This is a genomic window from Nocardia donostiensis, assembly GCF_002081715.1.
GTDB lineage: Bacteria > Actinomycetota > Actinomycetes > Mycobacteriales > Mycobacteriaceae > Nocardia > Nocardia donostiensis.
Map to the genome: position 1 here is coordinate 46853 of NZ_MUKP01000011.1, position 21736 is coordinate 68588.

The following is a 21736-nucleotide window of genomic DNA, read 5'->3' on the forward strand; positions in this document are numbered from 1 at the left end:
CTCAGCGCGCGGGCTCGGGCATCGGGCTCCCGCCGTTACCGTTCACCGGGGCAGCCGTATCCCGTCGCGGCGTTCCCGAATCGCCGGAACCCTTGCGGTCGTTGCGCTCCGAGGTCGCGGCGAACTCGCGCCGATCCGGCGCCACCAGCACCGCGGAGATCGGGGCAGCCAACGCGAGCATTCCGATAACGAACATCGGGAACACGAAACCGAACAGTTCCTGGCCTTCGGGCAGGGCGCCGGTCTTGTCGACCGAAACCTTCAGACCCGCGACCCCGATATAGTAGATCGCCGAAACCCCGGCCGCGAAAAGCGCGATCGTGCCCACCCTGGCCAGCGCGAACCGGAACACCTGGAACAGCCACAGGCACAGATTCGCCGCAAGCACCGCGACGACGCCCGCTACCACGATCAGCCACAATGTCAGCTCGGCCGTCCCCTGCACGTCCAGCGCGAGCAGATCCAGATACACCATCGCCCCGCCGCCGATCCCGATCACCGTCGCGCCGCCGATCATCCGTGGCAACTGGAACTCTCGCCCCGCGGTCAGCAGTCCGGCGAACACCGCGAGGACGACGACCACAAGCGAAGCGACCAACAGCGTCACGTCATAGCGCAACGCGCCGCCGGGAACCGAGATACCGAGCAGCGAGATCGCCGTCGACAGCCACAGACCGACACCGCCGATCCCCGCCGCCGCAGCGACCAGCCATACCGGGCGGAACTTCTTTGAACGCCGCCCGTTCACCGCGCACGCCAACCCCACCAGCATGCCGATCACCGACACCCCGATCGACAGCGCGACCAGCCAGTAGCCGAGCGAAAACAGCTGGACCTCAGCCATGCTGAGCGGCCTCCAATTCGCTTTCCTTCAGCTGGGCGATCGCATACTCGGTGACCGCGGCCAGTGCCTGGCGCACCTCCACCGCGTTCCGGGCGTCGATATCGACAATCGGCACCCCCTCGCGGATCGACAGCGCCTCACGCAACTCCGCCATCGGGAAACGCGGCGCGTCCGGAAACCGGTTGACCGCGATCAGGAACGGCAGTTTACGCGCCTCGAAGAAGTCGACCGCCGCGAAACTGTCCTCCAACCTGCGGGTATCAATCAACACCACGGCACCGATCGCGCCGCGGATCAGGTCATCCCACATGAACCAGAACCGACGCTGCCCCGGTGTGCCGAACAGGTAGAGCACCAGGTTTCCCGGCAGGATGATCCGCCCGAAATCCATGGCGACCGTGGTGGTCTCCTTGTCCGGTGTTTTCGCCAGATCGTCGACGCCGTCGGAAAAGCTGGTCACCATCGCTTCGGTACGCAACGGGACGATCTCGGATACCGCCCCGACGAACGTGGTCTTACCTGCGCCGAAACCGCCGGCAACCACGATCTTGGTAGAGGCGGTGCGGGTGTCACTGTCGTTGGACGCGGAGCCCCCCTCAGCTTTCCTATAGGGCACGGAGTCCACGTAATGTCCTCTCCATCAGGGAACGGCGTTCGTCGTAGCTCGCCTGTTCGTTCAGCGTCGAATGCACTCGAAGGTTCCCGTCCACGACCAGGTCGCCGATCACGACGCGGACCATACCGAGCGGGCGATCCAGGTGCGCGGCGATTTCGGCGACCGAGAGCCGATGCACGCCGAGCCGCAGGATCTCGGTGCGGATGTCGCCGGAGGGCCAGTCGATATGCGAATGGTAGGAGATGGTTTCGACAACCGCCTCCAACGGTAGATCGATGGCCGGCTCGGTACGCCCGGAAGTCAGGGCGTACGGACGGACGCGATGTATCGGCCGGTTGTTCGGGCCGGGGCCGTATTGGGACATCGCACGCTCAGACGGGAGTTCGGGCGGTTGCACTCACCACGGATCCCACGCGGTCGACGAGCAACGCCATCTCGTAGCCGATCCGGCCGATATCGTGCGATTTGTTGGCGAGCACCGCCAGATGCGAACCGTTGCCGACGCTCATCACCAGTAGGTACCCGCGTTGCATCTCCACAATCGACTGCATGACCTTGCCGCCGTCGAACAGCTGCGCAGCCCCGGCCGACAGGCTGGCAAGGCCAGCGGTGACCGCGGCGAGCTGTTCGGCCCGGTCGGCAGGCAGATGCGGGCTGGTCGCCTGCAGCAGACCGTCCGCCGAAACCAGGACGGCATGGGACACACCGGGCACATCCCGAGTGAAACGCGCTACCAGCCAGTTCAGATTCTCGTCTGTGCTGTTGCTCTTCGGGTTGGTCATGCAAGCCCTCCGTCGTCTTTATGCTGCGCATCGGCCCGCCCGCTGCGGACCCCACTGAGATGTCTGGTCAGGTTGTTCCGGATCTCCTCTGGATCGCGTGGGCTCTCGTCCTCGACGGGCGCCAGACCGCCCGGTACCAGCTGAGCGCCCGGCCTGCGGATCGGTAGACCACCCGCCGTACGGGAAGTGGTGGTCGGTTTGCTCGCGTCCTCGGCGGCCAGCCAGCCCGCGTCCGCGGGAGAGGACCAGGCTTCGCTCGGCTGGACGGAAGCGGGCTCGACCAGCCATTCGGAGACCATTCGCTGATAGATCGGCGTCGGTGATTCACCACCCACCGGCTGCAACCGGCTGCTCGAGGTCGTCGCCGAAGGCGGATCCCCAGCTGACGATGCGGGCTCCGTCGTAGTCGGAAGCGGCTCCACTCTCGCCGAAGGCGGCTCCCCGGCAGCCGTATCCGCAGCGGACGAGGTCGCCGGAGACTCCACTGCCCGGAACTCACCGGTGCTCGATCCGTTGTCCGTTGGCGCTGGCGCCGCAGCGGGTTCGTCCCGGTCGAAGCCCGGTTTGCGGATCGGCAATCCGGACAGTGCGGTGGTCCGCTGTACCGGTTCGCGATCGGCGTCGGGCTCGGCGGGGGGAGCCGTATGCGGAATGTCCGGGGAATCGCCGGGCTCCGGTTCTTCGCCCTTGGGTGGGAAGCCGGGCAGAGCGTAGGCCTCGGTTTTGTGCGTTTCGGCCCACAGCCCGGTCGGCTCTTCGTCCGGCTCGCGGGAAACCACCGGGTTCGGCCCGGTCAGGGGATCACGGCCGCGGAGGGGCGTCGCCGGACCGAACTGGACGGTGCGTGGTCCCTCCGGGCCGTCGCCGTCGTCGGTCCGGCGCAGCGGCAGCGGGCCGGAATCCACTCCGTTGCCGCCCTGGTTCACCGGAACACCGCCTGCGGGAGTGGCGGTGCCGGACGACTGGTCGGAGGCATCCGCAGGGCGAGTTATCGGACGTCGCTGCGGCAGGCCCGAACTGGTCAGCCCGAACGGCTTGACCTCCCCGGACGGACCGGTGGGCGGCGTCGGCCCCGACTGCGGCAGGTTCGGGACGGGGACCAGTGTGCGCGGCTGCGGCAGCGGCTCTATCGGGCCGGTGAACGTTTTCGTGTCCAGGTTGTCGTCCATCGGCGGGGCGACCAACGCGCCGGGAAGATGAACGCTGGCGGTGATACCGGGCTGCTGGGCCATGGTGGAGGTGCGGCGCAGGCCGACGGTGATGGTATGGCGCTTGGCCAGCCTGCCGACGACGAACAGACCCATCCGGCGGGCGGTTTCGACCGTGACCTCACCACCGGAGGCGAGCCGGGCGTTGGTAGCCTGCAGGTCCTCGGCGGACATACCGAGACCGCGGTCGGTGATCTCGATCAGATAGCCGCCATCAACCGCGCGCGACACCGATACCGCGACCGGGGTGGACGGAGGGGAGTAGCGCAGGGCGTTGTCGATCAACTCGGCGAGCAGATGCTCGATATCGACGGCGGGCTCACCAGCGACGACACCGTCGGGAACGGTGCCGATCTCCACCCGCTGATAGTCCTCGACCTGGGAAACCGCACTCCACAACATATCCGACAGCGGCACCGGGAGCAGCTGGCCGCGGCGCAGCGCGGTACCCGCGAGCACCAGCAGGTTGTCGCCGTTGCGGCGCATCCGGGTGGCGAGGTGGTCGAGCCGGAACAGGCTCTGCAGGCGTTCGCCGTCGTCCTCGTCGTGCTCGAGTTCCTCGATCAGCGACAGCTGCTGTTCCACCAGCGACTGGCTGCGCCGGGACAGGGTTTCGAACATGTTGCCGATCTGCACTCGCAGTCGCGCCTGTTCGGCTGCCAGGTTCAGCGCCTGTTCGTGCATTTCGTCGACGGCGCGGGCCAGCTGACCGATCTCGTCGGTGCTGTGCACCGCCACCGGCGTGATCTCCGGGGTGGCGCCGCCGCCGCGCACCACCGACAGCTCGTTGGGCAGCATCACATGCGCGACCTCTAGCGCGTCGCGCCGCAGCCTGCGCACCGGGACGACCAGGGTGCGCGCCACCGCCAGCGCCAGCGCCAGGCCGGCGAGCAGCATCGCGATGACGATCGCGGTCTCGCGCAGCGCGCTGTTCTGCGCGGTGATGGTGCTGTCTTTCAGGGAACTGTCGATAACGTCCATCAACTGTGCGGCGGTGACGTCGTAGGTGTTCGAGCTGATCTGAAGCGAATCCAGGACCGCCGGGTTGTTCGCCGGATCGGCCGTGTTCTGGCTGAACGTTGCCAACCGGGTCTGAACCGCGTCCAGCAGCGGGCGCATATTGCCCGCCAGATCCGGCAGGATCTGCCCGTACTGGTAGATCATGACCAGCTCGCCGCCCGCGGAGGTCAGCACCCGGGGCCGCATGCTCGGATTTCGCGCCGCTTCGGGGGAGCTGATCACCATGCGCTGCGTGGTCAGCAGTCGGCGGGCGTTGTGAATCGTGGTCAGCTGCAGGAAGTAGCGCTGAATGGTGAGGTCTTCGACCGAGGGGGAGAGCGCGAGCGCGTTACCGATACGCACCGCGATCTCGTCGGCCTGATCGCCGACCATGGTCGGTGAACCGCTGCGCAGGCTGTTGCGCATCGTGGTGCCGATGGCGAGGGCGGAGGAGAGCTCCGAGGTGACCTCAGGGGCGACCGCGCTGCGTTCCACCGCTGTCTCCAGATCGGCCAGCGCCTGATCGAAACGGGCCAGCGCGGCATCGGCCTGCGGATCGCCCTGGCTGCCCCAGGTGGCGGTGGCGGTGACGGCGAGCTGTTCGGTCGCGGCGCCGTAGGCGATGATCGGGCGGATGATGATGGCCTGTTCGGTGGCCGCGTCGAGCAGCTCCAGGGTGCGCAGTTCGTTGTTGATTCGCAGCACCGCGAAAACGCCTGCCAGTAGCACCGGCAGCACCAGCACGATGCCGACCTTGCGGGTGACCGACCAGTTGGACAGGCTGAATTGCCAGGGTCGCGGTGCTTCCATCCGCCTCTGTCGCCTCCGCATCACGATCGACCTCGGCCATGCGCGGCTGTTCTCGATTTCGATTCACACCGCGGAGAACGAACCAGAGGTCTACTTTTTACCGCTCGGAACATACCGTGCAGCGGGGGCAACGGCAATCCGGCAGTCCGCCCGTTAAACCTCGAATATGGGTGCCAGGAACACCTTTCATACCTTTTGCCGCCCGTTAGCACGTTTTCCCGGCAAAGGGACAAATGTGCTGGTCACAGTCAGTGGTCGTGACATGGGCACCCGGTCGGGCAAACCGCGCCCGCGCGCGGGTCGCCATCCGGCGCGCCGCGGGGACCCTCTCAGTCGGCTCTCAGTCGATGTGGTCAAACTGGTGACATGCGCATTCTGGTAGTCGACGACGATCGCGCCGTCCGGGAATCACTGCGCCGATCGCTGACCTTCAACGGCTACACCGTCGACCTCGCTGTCGATGGCGTCGACGCATTGGAGAAGGCAACCGGTCAGCGTCCGGATGCACTCGTACTCGATGTGATGATGCCGCGGCTGGACGGTCTGGAAGTATGCCGTAGGTTGCGTAGTACCGGTGACGATCTGCCGATTCTGGTATTGACCGCCCGGGATTCGGTTTCCGAACGCGTCGCAGGCCTCGACGCGGGTGCCGACGACTATTTGCCGAAGCCTTTCGCGCTGGAGGAATTACTTGCTCGGTTGCGCGCACTACTGCGCCGCCGCGCTCCGGATCAGGGCGAGGCATCGGAGGCGATGCGGTTCGCGGATCTGTCGCTGGATCCGGTGACCCGGGAGGTCTCGCGCGGAGCACGGGCGATCTCGTTGACCCGCACGGAGTTCTCACTGCTGGAAATGTTGATGGCCAATCCGCGCCGGGTGCTGACCCGCGGCCGTATTCTCGAGGAAGTCTGGGGCTACGACTTCCCGACATCGGGTAATGCGCTCGAGGTCTACATCGGGTATCTGCGCCGGAAAACCGAGGCCGACGGCGAGCCCCGGCTTATCCACACGGTCCGCGGCGTCGGCTACGTGCTGCGCGAAACACCGCCTTAGCCAGGTAGCCGACCATGGCCCGCACCCCACGTTCGGCGGCAAAACGCCCCACCGTCGCGACACTCGGCAGATCGTGGCCGGACGAGCCGGCCACGATGCGGCCGCCGACCCCGCTGACCCGGACCGTCTCACTGCGCTGGCGGGTCACCCTGCTGGCTGCCTCGGTGGTGGCGATCGCGGTCGCGGTCACCTCGATCGCGGCCTACGCGATGGTGGCCCGTGCGCTCTACGGCGCGGTCGATGCCCAGCTGCGGGCCAGGTCGGCGACCATGATCAGCGGCGATATCGACAATATGGCCTTCCAGTCGCTCGGTGTCGCGACGCTGTTCTCCAACGATATCGGCGTCGCGCTGATCTATCCGTTCTCGGTATCGTCGCCGCCGTCCACTCAACCGGGCAGTCTGCCGGTGTACATGCCGCCGCAGCCGACGAAACCGCCTATCGGAACCGAGGAAATCGAGGTCGCCCAGGGTAAGCGGCAGACATCGCTGCGCACCTACAACAACCAGCGGGTGCTGGCGCGGCGCATGGATTCCGGTGTGACGCTGGTGATCTCTCAGCGGTTGGAACCGACCCGCGAGGTACTCGACCGGCTGGCCTGGCTGCTGTTCGTGGTCGGCGGCTGTGGGGTCGTGCTCGCCGCCGCGGCGGGCACCGCGGTGGGTCGCACCGGGCTGCGTCCGATCGCCCGGCTGACCGCGGCCACCGAACGTATCGCCCGTACCGACGATCTGACACCGATCCCGGTAACCGGCGATGACGAACTGGCTCGGCTGACCGAAAGTTTCAACACCATGCTGCGTGCGCTCGCCGAATCCCGGGACCGGCAGCGCCGCCTGGTCGCCGACGCCGGGCACGAGCTGCGCACCCCGCTGACCTCGTTGCGCACCAATATGGAACTGCTGATCGCGTCCAGCCGTCCGGGCGCACCGCAGCTGCCCGACGAGGATATGGCCGAACTGCGCGCGGATGTGATGGCCCAGATCGAAGAACTGTCCACCCTGGTCGGTGATCTGGTCGATCTGGCCCGCGAGGACGCGCCGGAAACCGTGTACGAGCGGGTGGACCTGGGCGAGGTCGCCGAGCGGGCGCTGGAACGGGTGCGGCGGCGGCGCGGCAATATCGATTTCGTCGCCGAGCTGCGGCCGTGGTTCGTCTACGGGCATGAGGCCGCGCTGGAGCGCGCCATCCTGAACGTGCTCGACAACGCGGCGAAATGGAGCCCGGCAGGCGAACGGGTCCGGGTGGCCATGACCGAGGTCGGCCGGGGGCTGCTCGAAGTTTCGGTCGGCGACGCGGGGCCCGGTATCGAACCCGCCGAGCGGGAGCTGGTGTTCGAACGCTTCTACCGGACCACGGCCTCACGTTCGATGCCGGGTTCCGGTCTCGGCCTTGCCATCGTCAAACAGGTGGTGACCAAACACGGTGGCACCATCACCATCGACACCTCACCGCGCGGCGGCGCACTCATCCGGATCGTGTTGCCGGGCGAGGTGGGGTCGGTATCGTCACCCGGCGCGGGTGAGGTGAATCGGTGACCGCGTGCTCGGCGTCGGATCGCGACCTCCGCAGGCCCGGGGTTGTCACCGCTCGTGATACGCAGAAAACTGAAAGCACGGTCTCAGTCAGCTCTCAGTCGCCACCGCAACTGTGGACGGTGGACGTGAGAAGAAACGAGAAACCATGACCGAGGATTTCACCCACCGGCCCCCGGGGCCGGACCATACCGCGGTGCCGCCCTCGATGCCGTACCCGGCGGTGACACCGCCGCCGTATTCACCCGAGGGCCCGCCCGAGCCGCCGCACCGCCGCCCGCTGCGCACCGGGCTCGTCGCGGGTGCCGCCGCGCTCGCCCTGGTCAGCGGTGGTGTCGGGGGTGTTGTCGGCGCGCTGGTCGCGGGCTCGGGCGACGGCTCCGCCCCGGTGACCAACGCGCTGGACGTGCCGAAACCGGCGATCGACAACGCCGCCGCCGCACCGGCGGGCTCGGTGCAGGAGGTCGCGCAGCGGGTGCTGCCCGCGGTGGTGATGATCAAGGTGGCCAGCAATCGCGCCGAAGGCGAGGGATCCGGGGTGATCCTGTCCTCCGACGGGCTGATCCTGACCAATAATCATGTCGCCGCCGGTGGTGGGCCGAACGCACGGATGCAGGTGAGTTTCGCCGACGGCAGCACCGCACCGGCCAGAATGGTCGGTGCCGACCCGGTATCGGATCTGGCGGTCATCAAAGCCGAGGGGAAAACCGGTCTGACCCCGGTGGAACTCGGCACCTCCGCCGATCTGCAGGTCGGCGAGCCCGTGATCGCGATCGGTTCACCGCTGGGCCTGGCGGGCACCGTGACCACCGGTATCGTGTCCGCGCTCAACCGCCCGGTGTCGACAACCGGCGAGGGCGGCGGCGATCCGACCGTGCCGAATCCGGTGATCGACGCGATCCAGACCGACGCCGCCATCAACCCGGGCAATTCCGGCGGCGCGCTGGTGAACAGCGAAGGCAAGCTCATCGGCATCAACACCGCCATCGCGACCATGGGCTCGTCCGGGTTGGGTGGCCAGCAGAGCGGTTCGATCGGTCTCGGTTTCGCCATCCCGGTCGACCAGGCCCGCCGGGTCGCCGAGGAGCTGATCGAGCACGGGCACGCGACCTACGCCCAGATCGGCCTGACCGTGCAGCGCGACGAAACGCTGCGCGGGGCAAGGGTATTGGATGTGATGCCGAACGGGCCCGCCGCAACGGCCGGGATCCCGCCCGGTGTGATCGTGACCAAGCTCGACGACCGTTCCATCGAATCCGGCGACGGTCTCGTCGCCGCCGTTCGTTCCCGACAACCAGGAGACAAGGTGAAGGTGACGTATACCGATGAACAAGGCGGTAACGCCAAAACGGTCGAGGTAACCCTCGCCGCCGCTGCCGCGGAAGGGGGCCGCTGATGCAATTGGTTACCGGGGGATGGCGACCTGAGCTCGGCGTGGGCGCTACGGTGAGCACCATGGATATCGATGCTGCTGTCGCGGGACGAGCTCTGGTCGTGGTAGTCGACGATCGGACCGCCCACGGCGGCGAGGATTCGCTCGGCCCGCTGGTCACCGAACTGCTCACCGAGGCAGGGTTCCTGGTGGACGCGTCGGTGTCGGTGCAGGCCGACGAGGTCGCGATCCGCAACGCGCTCAACACCGCGGTGATCGGCGGCGTCGATTTGGTGATCTCCGTGGGCGGCACCGGTATGTCGCCGCGTGACGTGACGCCCGAGGCGACCGCTCCGGTGCTCGACCGTGAATTGCCGGGTATCAGCGAGGCGCTGCGTTCCTCAGGGCGGGTGGCCGGTTCCCTGGATGCGGGTCTGTCCCGCGGGCTGGCCGGGGTTTCCGGCAGCACCCTCGTGGTGAATCTCCCGGGTTCCCGCGCCGCGATCCGCGACGGTATGGCCACCCTCGGTCCGCTGGCGAGCCGCGTGATCGGTGAGCTCTCCGGTTTGGACGAGTGAGCAACCCGGATTCTTCCGACGTCCCCCGCACGGCATACCGCCGGGCGGGGGACGCCGCGCGTCTGGACCGGATCTTCGGTGAAGTGCTGCCGCGAACCACGGCCGACGAACGCGGTGACGACCGGCCTTCCGGCGGCGATTCCGACAACTGGCTGCGCTCTCAGGTCCCACCACATCACGGGCACGGCGGTTAGCAGGCGGCGGCCCGCCGCGTCCGGTGCTGCGCTGCTGGCGACCGGGGTGTTCGCCCCGGCGCTGCGCTGGGCGTGTGGCAGCGATCTGCATTCGACCCGTCTCGCTTTCGTACGGTGTAGATCGTATTTTATTGTGGCACTTCGCGGTCTGTTTTCCCGCTTCGGGGGTAGCTGGAATGGCGAAGTCCATTTATGCATGCGCGGTAATATGTGCATTTTTAACTGTGTGATTTGTATCACTTGCGCAGTGTTGGAGCGGGAGTTACCCGTTCTGTTACCCGCGGGCAATGTTCGGTTGGCCTGCGCAAACGGCTGGTCAGAGGGATGTTCTGCCGGGTCCTTGCGGTAACGGTGCTGCACCGGAATAACAAGTAGTTACACGCAGGAAACGAATCTGAGACATACTGAGCGCGGCCCGAGAGGACTTGTCCGGCCTCGAGGGTTGCAGTTTGCTGTTCACAATTTGATGAGGGAAGTATGAGCGAGAATCGCGCCACGATCGGGCGAAACCAGGCCCGGGTCGCTGGCATCGGAGCTGCCGCAGCTGTCACCATCGGTCTGCTGTCGACCGGTGCAGCCAACGCCGATACCTTCGTGCCGTTGCCGGACGGCCATCGCGCCGGGCCGGGGGTGACGCTGACACGCATAGGGGAGCACGCCTTGATCTCGCCGTCCATGGCGGCCAACGGCGCAGGTCGTGTCGTATGGGTATCAGGTAACGCGATCGCCGACGTAACGGTGACGCCGGAGGGCGAAGTCGGACCGAGCAACGGCCCGTCCGGTGCTGACGGCACCAACAACTCGTCCACACATGGTGCTTCGCAGCTGAACACCGGTTATATCGTCGGCTGCCAGGTGAGCATCGCCGACGACGCGATCGGAGCGGGCCTGTCGGGTGGTATCGACCTCGACGGCGCCTCGGTCGGCGGCTCGATCGGGGTGAATCTGGGCCCGGGTGAGGTCAAGTTCGTGCAGATCGACTACAAGGACATTCTGCAGCCCGGCCGCTACTCGGTCGAGTACCAGGACACCGAGATCCAGATCCAGGGTTGTGCGGGTTATGCGCAGGCGCGTGCCTACACCGTGGTCGAGATCGTCGGTGACCACTACTCGAAGACGACCCTGTACGGCCAGCCTTTCAGCATCGGCTGAGCAGACGTCTGCGGCGAGCGCCGCGCGGCGGTCCGCAACCGGCCGCGCCCTCGACGCCGTCGAGCCCGAAACGAATCCTCTTCGCGTGCAGCGAAACTCGACCCTCGAAGGGTGAAACCATGTTCAACCGTAAGAAATTGGCGCGTCTCGCTGGTGCGGGCGCTGCTGCCACCGTGGCGATGGGCCTGTTCTCCACCGGCGCCGCCAATGCCGATACCTTCGTTCCGCTGCCGGGCGGCGAGATCGTGAAGACCTTGTCCGACGGCACCATGGTGACGGTGCGACTGGTCGGCGAATCGGCCACCATCAGCCCGTCGATGGGCTCCACCCCGCTGCATCGCAATGCCTGGGTCTCCGGGAGTGCCCAGGTGGAGATCGCGGGTGGGAACGCTGAGGGCGGTAGGATCCGGCCCGGTTATGTGGTGGGCTGCCAGGTCAACATCTCCGGCGGCGGCGCGTCGGGCGGCGTCGAAGGCTCCGTCGACTGGAGCAACGGCGAAAGCGTCGTTCCCGGCGTCGGCGCCAACACCGGTGGCGAGCTCACTCTCGGTCCGGGCCAGGCCAAGTCCTTCCACCTGCTCGATCTGGAAGGACCGGACGATTACGGGGACGAGGACCACAAAACCGGAAACCGTTTCAACGGCAACAGTGGTTCGGTCACCTGGTCCGACTCCACCATCGGCCTGACCGGTTGCGGCGGCTACGCGCAGGCGCGCGCTTTCGTGAGCGTCTCCGTCGAGACCGAGCATGTGCGGAGCACGGTGACGCTGTGGGGCCAGCCGTTCAGCTTGGGCTGATCTCCTACTGCTCGGACTGATCTCCAGCCGGGCGCAAGCAAATCCCCAGCCTTGGTAAGGGTACGGGCTCGTCACCACAGTGACGAGCCCGTACCCTGGGGTTATCGCATTGTCTACCAGGGCAATTGCAGCGTCTGAAGGTTGCAGGATCGACCCGGCTGGGAGACGGCGTAACTTTTCCGCAACCTTCCCCTCACTATGGCGACATGCTCCGGCAGCGGCAGCGTCCTCCAGAGTTCACCAGTTGTGCTATTTCGGGTTCATCTGGCGGACAAGGCGATCGCCGAAGCTCCTACTGAGCCTTTTAGTAGGCACTCCATCCTCGGTGCTCGAGGTTGGTCTCGCTGAAACCTGATGAGGGGAAGTATGAGCAAGAACCGCACCACCGGTCTGCGTCGCGGCGCACGCGCCATGGGCGTCGGCGCTGCCGCCACCGTGGCGATGGGCCTGTTCTCCACCGGTGCCGCCAATGCCGATACCTTCGTCCCGCTGCCCGACGGTGAGCGGGCCGGACCCGGCGTCACCGTCAAGCGCATCGGGGAAAGCGCCCTGATCTCCCCGTCCATGGCTGCCAACGGCGCGGGGCGGGTGGTCTGGGTGTCCGGCACCGCGACCGCCGATGTCACCGCTACTCCCGAAGGTGAACCCGGCCCGGAGAACGGCCCGGCGGGCGCTCCCGGCACCAACAACTCCTCGACGCACGGCCTTTCCCAGCTGAACACCGGCTACATCGTCGGCTGCCAGGTCAGCATCGGCGACGACGCGATCAGCGCCGGTATGTCCGGCAGTATCGACCTCGACGGCGGATCGGTGGGCGGCTCCATCGGCCTAGAGCTCGGCCCCGGCGAGGTCAAGTTCGTTCAGATCGAGCTGAAGAACATCCCGAAGGCGGGCACCTACTCGATCCAGTACCAGGACGTGGAGATCCAGCTGCAAGGCTGCGCCGGTTACGCGCAGGCGCGCGCCTACACCGTGGTCGAGATCATCGGCGACCACTACTCCAAGACCACCCTCTACGGGGCGCCGTTCAGCATCGGCTGACTCAGCACCGGTCGCTACCCCGGCCCGTGGTGAGCCGTCATCACCAACCACATCTTTATTCGCTGCTGCGACTTCAACCCCAGAGGGGCAATACACAATGATCAACCGTAAGAAAATGGCGCGCCTCGCCGGTGTCGGCGCCGCCGCCACCGTGGCGATGGGCCTGTTCTCCACCGGTGCCGCCAACGCCGATACGTTCGTTCCGCTGCCCGGTGGCGAGATTGTGGAGACGCTGCCCGATGGCACCGCGGTGACCGTTCGCATGGTCGGTGAATCGGCCACCATCAGCCCGTCCATGGGTGCCACCCCCGTGCACCGCAATGCCTGGGTCTCCGGGAGCGCCCAGGTGGAGATCGCGGGCGAGAACGTCGAGGGCGGCGAGATCCGGCCCGGCTACGTCGTCGGTTGCCAGGTCAATATCGCCGGGGGCGGAGTCGAAGGCGGCGCCTCCGCTGAGGGCACCTGGGACGGCGAGTCCGTCGGCATCGGCGCCGAGAGTGGCGGCGAGCTGTCTCTCGGACCCGGTCAGGCCACATCGTTCTACATCCTCGACATCGAGGAGCCGGACGACTACGGCAACGAGAAACACGAGCGCCGTAACAAGTTCAAGGGCAACAGCGGCAGCGTGACCTGGGCCGACTCCACCATCGGCCTGAGCGGCTGCGCCGGCTACGCGCAGGCGCGTTCGTTCGTGCAGGTCAAGGTCGAGACCGAGAACGTCGTGTCGGTCGTCACCCTGTGGGGCCAGCCCTTCAGCCTCGGCTGAGTCGAGCCCGCAATCAGGAATCCCCAAGGGGCCTGCCGCTCATGGTGGCAGGCCCCTTGTCGTGCAGAGCTCAATGGAATACCACCGTGAGGGCAGTGCTCAGGGAGGCCGCCGCCACCGTCGCCGCGTCCCGGGAGCTCATCGCCACCAGCACGACCCGTTCGGCGGTGCTCGAACGGGTCTCCTGATGCTTCGGTGAGCCGGAGACCAAGACCACGGCGGCGTTGCTGGCCAATATGCGCGCATTCATCGGCGCGGATTCGGTGGCGGCGATCACGTCCACCCGGTCACCGCCCCGCAGGATGCCGGTGACGGCGTTGTCGGCGAGCCGGATGGGCACGATCCGCCCGTCGCTCGTACCGGTGGCTGTCGCGGCCAGCCGCGGCCCTACCACGCGCAGATCGGTGACGACTTCGCCGGCGCGCATCGCCGCGGCAAGGACAGCCCCGGTCAGCGTGCTCGGATCGCCGACCGCACCTGCGGGTAATGCGCCCGGTTCGTACGAGGCAGTGCGCAGGTCGGAAGTCTGCAAGAGATGACCCGGCGGTAGGTCGCGGGCGGCGACCAGCACCGGGACGCGCTCGCTGTCTGCGGTCCCGCGGAGGAACAGCACGATCGCGGCGAGTGCGAACACCGCGGCGAGCACGCGCCTGGCCAGCGTTCCGTCCGCCCACGACGGGCGGTTCCACAGCGTTTCCCGCCAGGTTTCGCCGTGGCCGAGGCGACCCCGGCCGAGTTGCCCGAACCGGGTGCTTCGGCGCGACGGGGTGAATGATCGGGACATACGCCGATCGTATGGCTGATATCACAGCTCATCGCCTGCTACACAGCCGGTTGTGGACAACCCGCGGGCTGTGGAGAACTCGGCCAGGAAGACGTCGAGCGGGTAGCGAACTCTGCCGCTGCCGCTGCCCGTCAGCTGGCGGCGGCAGCCGGTGCGGAGCCTGCGCTAGAGGACGACGAATTCGCCGATGACGAGTCCGAGCCCGATGAGCTGCTCGACCCGCTGTCGGACTTGGCGGAATCGCTGCTGGATGCGGACTGAACGGACCCCCCGCGGCTGTCGGTGCGGTAGAAGCCACTGCCCTTGAAGACAATGCCCACCGAGTTGAACAACTTGCGCAGCTTGCCTGAGCACTCCGAGCAGACGGTCAGCGCCTCATCGGTGAAGGACTGAACGATGTCGAAGCGGTTATCACACTCGGTGCACGCGTATGAATAGGTTGGCACTGGATCCTCCGCGGTCTTTCGTCGGTCTAGCACTCTACAGCTGACAGTGCCAACACCGCTAGCCGGGCCTTTCATTCCGCGCTATCCGGAAAACCGCTGTTCGGAACGTCACTGTCCGAAAAGTCACTGCCTGCTGCCCGGGAGACCGTCAGTGCCGTCCCTGCCGCCCGGCTCCGTGGTGGTCGGCCCCGGCTGCGGTATCGGGCTCGCCGAGCCGACGCAACCCACCGTAGGGCGTCAGCGCCCAGCCCATCCGCACATCGTGCGCCTCCTCCGGGAGCCGCTCGACCACTTCCTCGTCACGTACCACCACGACCAGGCGGGCTGCCGGGTCGGCGGCGAGCAGCGTCCGGTCGTAGTAGCCTGCGCCCCGGCCCAGCCGCACCCCACGCCGGTCCACCGCCAGCGCAGGCACCAGGATCAACTCGGCGCGGGCGATCGTCACGGCAGGCAGCGCGGGCCCCGTGGGTTCGAGCAGCCCGAACCTGGCCCGTCGCAGGTGTGCGGTCCCGGTGTACTCGGCCCACTCCAGCGGCCCGGTCTGCCCGGTCACCGGAAGTAGCACTCGGGCGCCCGCCGTGCGCAAAGCGTCCAGCATCGCGGTCGAACCAGGTTCTCCGCGGACCGGAACATAGGCGCACACCCATTCACCCGGATCGATATGCCCGGCCGTAGCTGCCAGAGCCGTCGCTTCCGCCAGACGTTCGGACTCGGCCAGCGCGGCCCGCCGCGCCAGAATATCGCCGCGCCAGGCATGTTTATCGCGCTCACCGGGCATCTTCACACTGATCACCATAGGCTCATGCCGATACCGGCCGGCTGGGAAAGTCCGTGTCGCGGCGGCGTCGAGCCGTTTGGGCGGCGATATCGACCGATAGGGTGTGCATATGACAGCAAAAGCCGGAGAGCAGGGTAACGGTTTATCCCCGGCGGCGGAAACTGGTTTCCGCACCGCCATTGTGCCGGCGGCCGGGTTGGGAACTCGTTTCCTGCCCGCCACCAAAACAGTTCCCAAAGAGTTGCTGCCGGTGGTGGACACACCCGGTATCGAACTGGTCGCCGCGGAAGCTGCCGAATCCGGCGCCAAGCGGCTGGTGATCGTCGCGGCACCCGGTAAAGACGGAGTTGTCGCGCATTTCGTCGAGGATCTGGTGCTGGAGAGCACGCTCGCCGAACGCGGCAAATTCCATCTGCTGGAAAAAGTGCGCAAAGCTCCCGGCCTGCTCGATGTGACTTCGGTGGTACAGGATGAACCACTCGGGCTCGGTCATGCCGTTGCCCAGGTCGAGTCCGTGCTCGATTCCGACGAAGACGCGGTGGCTGTTCTGCTGCCCGATGATCTCGTATTGCCCTGCGGGGTACTGGATGTGATGAACCGGGTGCGGCGAAAACGTGGCGGCTCGGTACTGTGCGCGATCGACGTGCCCAAAAACGAGGTGAGCGCTTACGGTGTCTTCGATGTCGCGCCCGTCCCCGACGCGGAGAACCCGAATGTGTTGCGGGTGAAGGGCATGGTGGAGAAACCGAGCCTGGGCGAAGCCCCGTCGACTTTCGCCGCGGCCGGACGTTATCTGCTCGACCGCGCGATCTTCGATGCGCTGCGGCGGATCGGGCCGGGCGCAGGCAATGAGCTGCAACTCACCGACGCGATCGCCTTGCTGATCGCCGAAGGCCATCCGGTTCATGTGGTGGTGCATCGTGGGTCGCGCCATGATCTGGGAAACCCCGGCGGCTATCTTCGTGCTGCGGTGGATTTCGCGCTGGAACGGGACGATTACGGTCCCGCGCTGCGTGAGTGGCTGCAGCGCCGGCTGAGTTCGGACTGGAGTCCGCAACTCACCGCCAACGTTTGAGATCGCCGCAGTGCGAAGAACATCGGGAAGGGCTGGATGCGCTCGGTTGAGGATCAGCAGATCAAGGTGACGGCCGCGGCGGTCGCGCCCCGGCCGGTCCGGGTCGCGATCTCCGAAGCTCAGGGCCTGCTGTGCGCCGAGGACGTGGTCACCGAACGTCCGCTGCCAGGGTTCGATCAAGCAGCCATCGACGGGTACGCCGTCCGCAGTGTCGATGTCGCCTCCGCCGGAGCCGATATCCGGGACGAAGACGGCGAATTGGTGGATCTGACGTTGCCGGTGGTCGGAGAGGTGATCGCCGGTTCCCGTCAGCCGATCCGGTTGCAGCCCCGCCAGACCGTGCGCGTCGACACCGGCGCGCCGCTGCCGACGTTGGCCGACGCCGTGCTGCCACTGGACTACACCGACGGTGGCCGCGCCAGGATCAAGGTGTACGAACCGGTGCGCTCCGGTGATTACGTGCGCCGCGTCGGCGACGATGTGCAGCCCGGCGATATCGCCGTGCGCGCGGGCACCATTATCGGCGCCGCGCAGGTCGGCCTGCTCGCTGCCGTCGGGCACGACAAGGTGCTGGTTCATCCCAGGCCCCGGCTGTCGGTGATCTCGGTGGGTGGCGAGCTCATCGATATCGACCGCACGCCGGGTCCCGGCCAGGTATACGACGTGAACTCCTATGCGTTGGCGGCCGCCGCGCGCGATGCGGGCGCGGACGTCAATCGGGTCGGCATCGTCGATACCGATCCGCGCCGGCTACGTGACGTGGTGGAAGGCCAGTTGGTGCGTTCGGAGGTAGTGGTGATCGCCGGAGCGGTCGGCGGCTGGGCCTCCGAACAGGTCAGGGAGGCGCTGGAGGGTCTCGGTGAGCTCGAGATCGCGCGTGTGGCCATGCATCCCGGTTCGGTACAGGGTTTCGGCAGGCTCGGTCGCGACGAGGTGCCGACCTTCCTGCTTCCCTCCAATCCGGTCGGCGCGCTGGTGGTGTTCGAGGTGATGGTGCGGCCGCTGATCCGGATCGCGCTGGGCCGCAGGCAGCCGATGCGCCGGATCATCCGGGCCAGGACCATCACCCCCATTCAGTCCATGGCCGGGCGCAAGGGCTATCTGCGTGCCCAGCTCATGCGGGACGAGGCCACCGGCGAATACCTGGTGCAGCCGCTCGGTAACGGGGCGGGCCCGTCTTCGCATCTGCTCGCCACGCTGGCCGAGGCCAACAGCCTGATCGTGGTCGACCCCGACGACACCGAGATCCGCACCGGAGACAAGGTCCGGGTCGCTTTTCTGGCGCAGCGCGGCTGAGAAGTGGAGTCGATGAACGTATTCCGGGCCGCTCAGCATCCTGGCTGGCCTGCTCATCTCGGTCCGGTGCGCGTAGCGGCCGGGCAGGTATCGCTGCGGCCGGTGCGGTTGCGGGACGCGGCGGCGTGGAGCCGGATCCGGTTGCGTGACCGGGAACATCTGGAGCCGTGGGAGCCCACCGGCCGGGGCGCCTGGGAGGCGCGCAACCACGCATCGAACTGGCCCCCGCTGTGGTCGAGCCTCAAGGCCGAGGCCCGTCGGGGCGCGATGATCCCACTGGTGATCGAGGTGGACGGGGCTTTCAGCGGACAGTTGACGGTGGGCAATATCGTGCGCGGCGCGCTGCGTTCGGCCTGGATCGGCTATTGGGTGGCCAAGGATCTCGGCGGTCAGGGCGTGGCGACCGCGGCGTTGGGGCTCGGGCTGGATCATTGTTTCGGCCCCGTCGGGCTGCACCGGGTCGAGGCAACGGTGCGGCCGGAGAATCTGGCCAGTCAGGCGGTGTTGCGCAATGTCGGGTTCCGCGAAGAAGGTCTGTTGCGTAGGTATCTCGATGTCGACGGTGCGTGGCGGGATCATCTGCTGGTCGGGTTGACAGCGGAGGAGCTGACCGGGACGGTTGTGGACCGGTTGGCGCGAGAAGGGCGGTTGACGCGGAAGTGACCCGGTGACGGGAAAATCGTGCGAGAGGACTGCCCATGGTGGAAATGTGACGCATGTGGCCTATGTGCACGGCGCGCCTGCCGTGTCGCACCCCTACTCGGAATTAACCTACGGACGACGGTGGTGCGCCCTGTGCCATCGGCGGGGAGCCCGCGCCGCATCCGGCGACCGAGCCATAGAGGAGGAAACCGCGGCGGGGGCACGCACGGTTCACGGCGTGGGCCGGGACTCGACCAGGCGCGACGGAGGTGCTGACGACGATGCCGAATTCGATCCTCTGGATCGGCCTGGTCGTGCTCTGGGTCTTCGTCCTGTTCCCGATCCTTGCCGACCGCCACCCGAGAATTCGAAGGACCACCGACGCCGCACTGGCAACCCGCGTACTGCATCGCGGAGGTTCCAAGCGGCGCACCAGAAGTGGGCATGCCGCCGGGCGCGACAGCGTCCGGTCGCGGCGGCTCACCCGAGCGCACAGGAAGCGTCATCACGCCGATGATGTGGAGGATCGGATGACGACATCGGCCGACGAGCCCGTCACCGAGGCTGACGAAGAGACCACCGTGGCGGCCGACGCAGCCGCCGGCCTGGACCCGGACGAGACCACCGGCAGTACAGCGGCCGCGCCTGTCGACGACGATCTCTGGGACAACGCCCCCGAATACGACGCTGCCGACACTGCCGATTTTGTCGACGATTTCGATAACACCGATCCCGAGACCGGCGACTCGGAGATCGCAGGCCCGGACAGCACCGATCGTGAGCTGTGTGTCGAAGACCGTGACGACCGTGATTTCGCGGCCCCCGGAGATACCGTGCACGACCCGACCCGGCCCCCGCCCGCTCGTATCCCACCGGCCAGGTCTCCGGCGCCCCTGGCCGCCCCCTACCCCGAAGACGAACCCGATTTCGTCCCCTCTCGTAGGGGCCGCGGCGGCTTCGACCCGGAGGCCGATGCCATTGCCCGCGCCGCGCGCTACACCTTCCGCCAGCGCGCCGTGCTCGCGCTGGTGCTGGGCACCCTCCTGTGCGGCGGGCTCGCAGTCGCGGTCTCCCCGAACTTCTGGTGGGGCTGCGCGCTGACCGCCACCGTGCTGGTGACCTACCTGGCCTACCTGCGCAGGCAGGTCAGGATGGAAGAGGAGATCCGCCGCCGCCGCAGCGCCCGGCTCAGCCGCGAACGGGAGCGCCGCAACCCGCGCGACACCGAGTACACCAGCCGAGTACCGCATCGCGGGATGGACCGCGACACCGCGCGCGCCCTGCGCCGCCGCTCCGAACTGCTCGACTTCGACGACGAGGACCCCGCCTTCGAGCACCTCGACCCCTACGACGCCACCGCGGCCCGCGCCGCAAGGCACCGCGCAGCCGGCGGCGACATACGCCGCGCCGCCGGTGCGTGACCACCTACCGTTACCGCAGGTAAACACCTCGATTCGGAGTCTGGCCGGGTCTCCTGCTAGAGTGGCACAGCGCGGTTCCGCGGAACCGCACGGGGCTATAGCGCAGTTGGTAGCGCGTCTCGTTCGCATCGAGAAGGTCAGGGGTTCGATTCCCCTTAGCTCCACTCCACTCGGGGCGAGGTGTGTTCGCGGAAAGCGCGAACGGTCTCGCTCCGTCGTATTTTCTGGGGGTGCAACCTCAGGCCCGCCCGGAGGGCTTCGCCCTGGACCCCGAGCTGTGGTTCAGTTTTCGAGTAAGGTTCCGCAACTTTCACGATAGAAACCCCTGACCAGAAGAAGGTCAGGGATGTTTTGTCTCAGGCTGCTCTTCCCAGGCCGCCTACACCCGCTGGTTCGGCAGCGCCCAGCCCTGGCTACGGCACGCAACCATCGAGCATGCATTGTTCCCTGGGGCAGCGGGTGGTGTAGCCGCCGTTGCGAAGATGGTCTGCCCGGTGAGCTGACGTGGCGAACATTCACGCGCTAGCCGTCACTCCAGGTGGGTGTGCCGTAGACATTGAGCTTGTCGATGCCGTGGTCGGCGGAGAAGCCCAGTCCGACTCCCGCGTAACGCCAACTCGCACCACAGGACTCTGCTGCCTGGGCGAGGGCCTCGACGGCGTGGGCGCTGCCGTGGTGGCGGGACGCGAGTCCGCTCACGACCCCGGTCAGGTCGGTGCCTCGCCGTGCACCCAGGTAGAGCGTGAAAGTAGAGGTGTCTTCACTGCGTGTACAGCAGACCAAGATGTCGTGCCGGTGGAACCTGGCCGCATCGACGCCACACCGGACGAGTTCGGACAGCACTTCCCATGCCGCATCGCCGAAGTAGCGGGTCAGTTTCATCGGCACGGCGACATCGTTGTACCGGGCCCTCAGGTAGATCTTGTGGTTCACCGCACCGTGCGCGTCCACCTCGATTGCGACGCCAGCAGGTTTGATGAACTTCCCGTCGTCGGGTACGGACGCCAATTCCGCGAAGCCGGGCCATACCTTGCGCAACCGGTGCAGTGCCCCTGGCACGATCGTCGGAATGCCGTATACCTTCAGGCGAGCTGCATGATGCGGTGCCGAGGTGTGCTGGACGATCCCTATCCATGTGGCCGAGCGATATAGGGCCGGGACTTTCGCGGGGTCGGGATACAGCGTCGTGACGAAGGATTGCAGCATGTCGGCGACTGTCTCGTCTCCGTTCGGCAACCAAGCCACCAGATCACGGATCGCGGCGATTTGAGCGGTGACGCGCGAGCCGAACCGTGTCTCCTGCGTCGCGTTCTCCGTGGTATAGCGAATGGCAGGTGTGTACTCTCCTCGGCCACCGGACACACTGACTTCTAACGGAATACCGGAGAGAGTCAGCGTGCTGGCTCGGCCGCCATCCGGCGCTCGTGCATCCAGCTGTCCGCCACAGGCGCGTTCCACCATGGCCCGAGTGGACGCCGGGTCGCAACCCAGCGCCAACCGCTCGGCCACATCCACCAGGTATTCGCCGGCAGCCCCACCCACCACTA

22 protein-coding genes and 1 tRNA gene are annotated in these 21736 nt (G+C 66.9%); 14 read left to right on the forward strand and 9 right to left on the reverse strand.

Annotated elements, in window-relative coordinates; genetic code table 11:
• Window position 1 precedes the first annotated feature (1 nt).
• Genes B0T44_RS09660 through B0T44_RS09680 form a run of 5 tightly spaced genes read right to left on the reverse strand, consistent with a single transcriptional unit; the run spans window position 2 to window position 5259 of the window.
• Complete coding sequence (locus B0T44_RS09660) at window positions 2-844, reverse strand: MHYT domain-containing protein (protein ID WP_077116925.1); 843 nt, start codon at window positions 842-844, stop codon at window positions 2-4.
• Window positions 837-1460, reverse strand: a complete 624-nt coding sequence (locus tag B0T44_RS09665; RefSeq protein WP_077117042.1) for a GTP-binding protein — start codon at window positions 1458-1460, stop codon at window positions 837-839. The genes B0T44_RS09660 and B0T44_RS09665 overlap by 8 nt, the downstream gene beginning before the upstream one ends.
• Window positions 1450-1824 (reverse strand): DUF742 domain-containing protein, encoded by a 375-nt coding sequence (locus B0T44_RS09670; protein ID WP_077116924.1) that lies wholly within the window; start codon window positions 1822-1824, stop codon window positions 1450-1452. The genes B0T44_RS09665 and B0T44_RS09670 overlap by 11 nt, the downstream gene beginning before the upstream one ends.
• Window positions 1825-1831: 7 nt before the next feature.
• Entirely contained in the window at window positions 1832-2242 is a 411-nt protein-coding gene (locus tag B0T44_RS09675; protein ID WP_077116923.1) for a roadblock/LC7 domain-containing protein, read from the reverse strand.
• Window positions 2239-5259, reverse strand: a complete 3021-nt coding sequence (locus B0T44_RS09680; RefSeq protein WP_077116922.1) for a sensor histidine kinase — start codon at window positions 5257-5259, stop codon at window positions 2239-2241. Before B0T44_RS09680 ends, B0T44_RS09675 begins: the two co-directional genes overlap by 4 nt.
• A gap of 366 nt (window positions 5260-5625) precedes the next feature.
• Here B0T44_RS09680 and B0T44_RS09685 point away from each other — a divergent pair, with 366 nt between their 5' ends.
• The 9 genes from B0T44_RS09685 (at window position 5626) to B0T44_RS09725 (ending at window position 13747) form a co-directional block, all read left to right on the forward strand.
• Window positions 5626-6312 (forward strand): response regulator transcription factor, encoded by a 687-nt coding sequence (locus tag B0T44_RS09685; protein ID WP_077116921.1) that lies wholly within the window; start codon window positions 5626-5628, stop codon window positions 6310-6312.
• Between the two features lie 95 nt (window positions 6313-6407).
• A complete protein-coding gene (locus B0T44_RS09690; RefSeq protein WP_245839339.1) occupies window positions 6408-7850 on the forward strand; it encodes a HAMP domain-containing sensor histidine kinase in 1443 nt (480 codons plus the stop codon).
• 145 nt (window positions 7851-7995) lie between these two features.
• Window positions 7996-9243, forward strand: a complete 1248-nt coding sequence (locus B0T44_RS09695) for a S1C family serine protease (protein WP_077116919.1) — start codon at window positions 7996-7998, stop codon at window positions 9241-9243.
• Between the two features lie 59 nt (window positions 9244-9302).
• Complete coding sequence (locus B0T44_RS09700) at window positions 9303-9797, forward strand: MogA/MoaB family molybdenum cofactor biosynthesis protein (RefSeq protein ID WP_217697495.1); 495 nt, start codon at window positions 9303-9305, stop codon at window positions 9795-9797.
• Window positions 9794-9991, forward strand: coding sequence for a hypothetical protein (locus tag B0T44_RS09705; protein ID WP_077116917.1), 198 nt, complete (start codon window positions 9794-9796; stop codon window positions 9989-9991). The genes B0T44_RS09700 and B0T44_RS09705 overlap by 4 nt, the downstream gene beginning before the upstream one ends.
• Before the next feature lie 477 nt (window positions 9992-10468).
• Entirely contained in the window at window positions 10469-11143 is a 675-nt protein-coding gene (locus tag B0T44_RS09710; RefSeq protein ID WP_077116916.1) for an MspA family porin, read from the forward strand.
• A gap of 119 nt (window positions 11144-11262) precedes the next feature.
• On the forward strand, window positions 11263-11940 hold the full coding sequence (locus B0T44_RS09715; protein ID WP_077116915.1) for an MspA family porin: 678 nt from the start codon (window positions 11263-11265) through the stop codon (window positions 11938-11940).
• 366 nt (window positions 11941-12306) lie between these two features.
• Window positions 12307-12981, forward strand: coding sequence for an MspA family porin (locus tag B0T44_RS09720; protein WP_077116914.1), 675 nt, complete (start codon window positions 12307-12309; stop codon window positions 12979-12981).
• Between the two features lie 97 nt (window positions 12982-13078).
• The gene (locus B0T44_RS09725) at window positions 13079-13747 is read left to right on the forward strand and encodes an MspA family porin (protein WP_077116913.1); all 669 of its coding nucleotides are present in this window, start codon (window positions 13079-13081) and stop codon (window positions 13745-13747) included.
• A 70-nt stretch (window positions 13748-13817) separates the two neighbouring features.
• On the opposite strand, the gene cpaB is transcribed toward B0T44_RS09725, so the two are convergent.
• The 3 genes from cpaB to B0T44_RS09740 all read right to left on the reverse strand — a co-directional run bounded on the left by cpaB (window position 13818) and on the right by B0T44_RS09740 (window position 15773).
• A complete protein-coding gene (gene cpaB / locus B0T44_RS09730; protein ID WP_077116912.1) occupies window positions 13818-14531 on the reverse strand; it encodes a Flp pilus assembly protein CpaB in 714 nt (237 codons plus the stop codon).
• Window positions 14532-14662: 131 nt separating this feature from the next.
• Window positions 14663-14977 (reverse strand): FmdB family zinc ribbon protein, encoded by a 315-nt coding sequence (locus tag B0T44_RS09735; RefSeq protein WP_077116911.1) that lies wholly within the window; start codon window positions 14975-14977, stop codon window positions 14663-14665.
• Between the two features lie 148 nt (window positions 14978-15125).
• Window positions 15126-15773 carry a 5-formyltetrahydrofolate cyclo-ligase gene (locus B0T44_RS09740; RefSeq protein ID WP_081511868.1) on the reverse strand — a complete coding sequence of 216 codons (648 nt, stop codon included), beginning with the start codon at window positions 15771-15773 and terminating at the stop codon, window positions 15126-15128.
• Window positions 15774-15864: 91 nt separating this feature from the next.
• Between B0T44_RS09740 and B0T44_RS09745 the strand changes: the two genes are divergently transcribed.
• The 5 genes from B0T44_RS09745 to B0T44_RS09765 all read left to right on the forward strand — a co-directional run bounded on the left by B0T44_RS09745 (window position 15865) and on the right by B0T44_RS09765 (window position 20353).
• Window positions 15865-16830: a UTP--glucose-1-phosphate uridylyltransferase gene (locus tag B0T44_RS09745; RefSeq protein WP_077116910.1), complete on the forward strand. Its 966-nt coding sequence runs from the start codon at window positions 15865-15867 to the stop codon at window positions 16828-16830.
• Between the two features lie 36 nt (window positions 16831-16866).
• The gene (gene glp / locus B0T44_RS09750; RefSeq protein ID WP_077116909.1) at window positions 16867-18126 is read left to right on the forward strand and encodes a molybdotransferase-like divisome protein Glp; all 1260 of its coding nucleotides are present in this window, start codon (window positions 16867-16869) and stop codon (window positions 18124-18126) included.
• Between the two features lie 12 nt (window positions 18127-18138).
• On the forward strand, window positions 18139-18789 hold the full coding sequence (locus tag B0T44_RS09755) for a GNAT family N-acetyltransferase (protein ID WP_077116908.1): 651 nt from the start codon (window positions 18139-18141) through the stop codon (window positions 18787-18789).
• A 260-nt stretch (window positions 18790-19049) separates the two neighbouring features.
• The gene (gene sepX, locus B0T44_RS09760; protein ID WP_077116907.1) at window positions 19050-20189 is read left to right on the forward strand and encodes a divisome protein SepX/GlpR; all 1140 of its coding nucleotides are present in this window, start codon (window positions 19050-19052) and stop codon (window positions 20187-20189) included.
• A gap of 91 nt (window positions 20190-20280) precedes the next feature.
• Window positions 20281-20353 (forward strand) — tRNA-Ala (locus tag B0T44_RS09765).
• Between the two features lie 358 nt (window positions 20354-20711).
• Here B0T44_RS09765 and B0T44_RS09770 read toward each other — a convergent pair.
• Entirely contained in the window at window positions 20712-21734 is a 1023-nt protein-coding gene (locus B0T44_RS09770; protein ID WP_081511869.1) for a hypothetical protein, read from the reverse strand.
• Window positions 21735-21736: the final 2 nt, after the last annotated feature.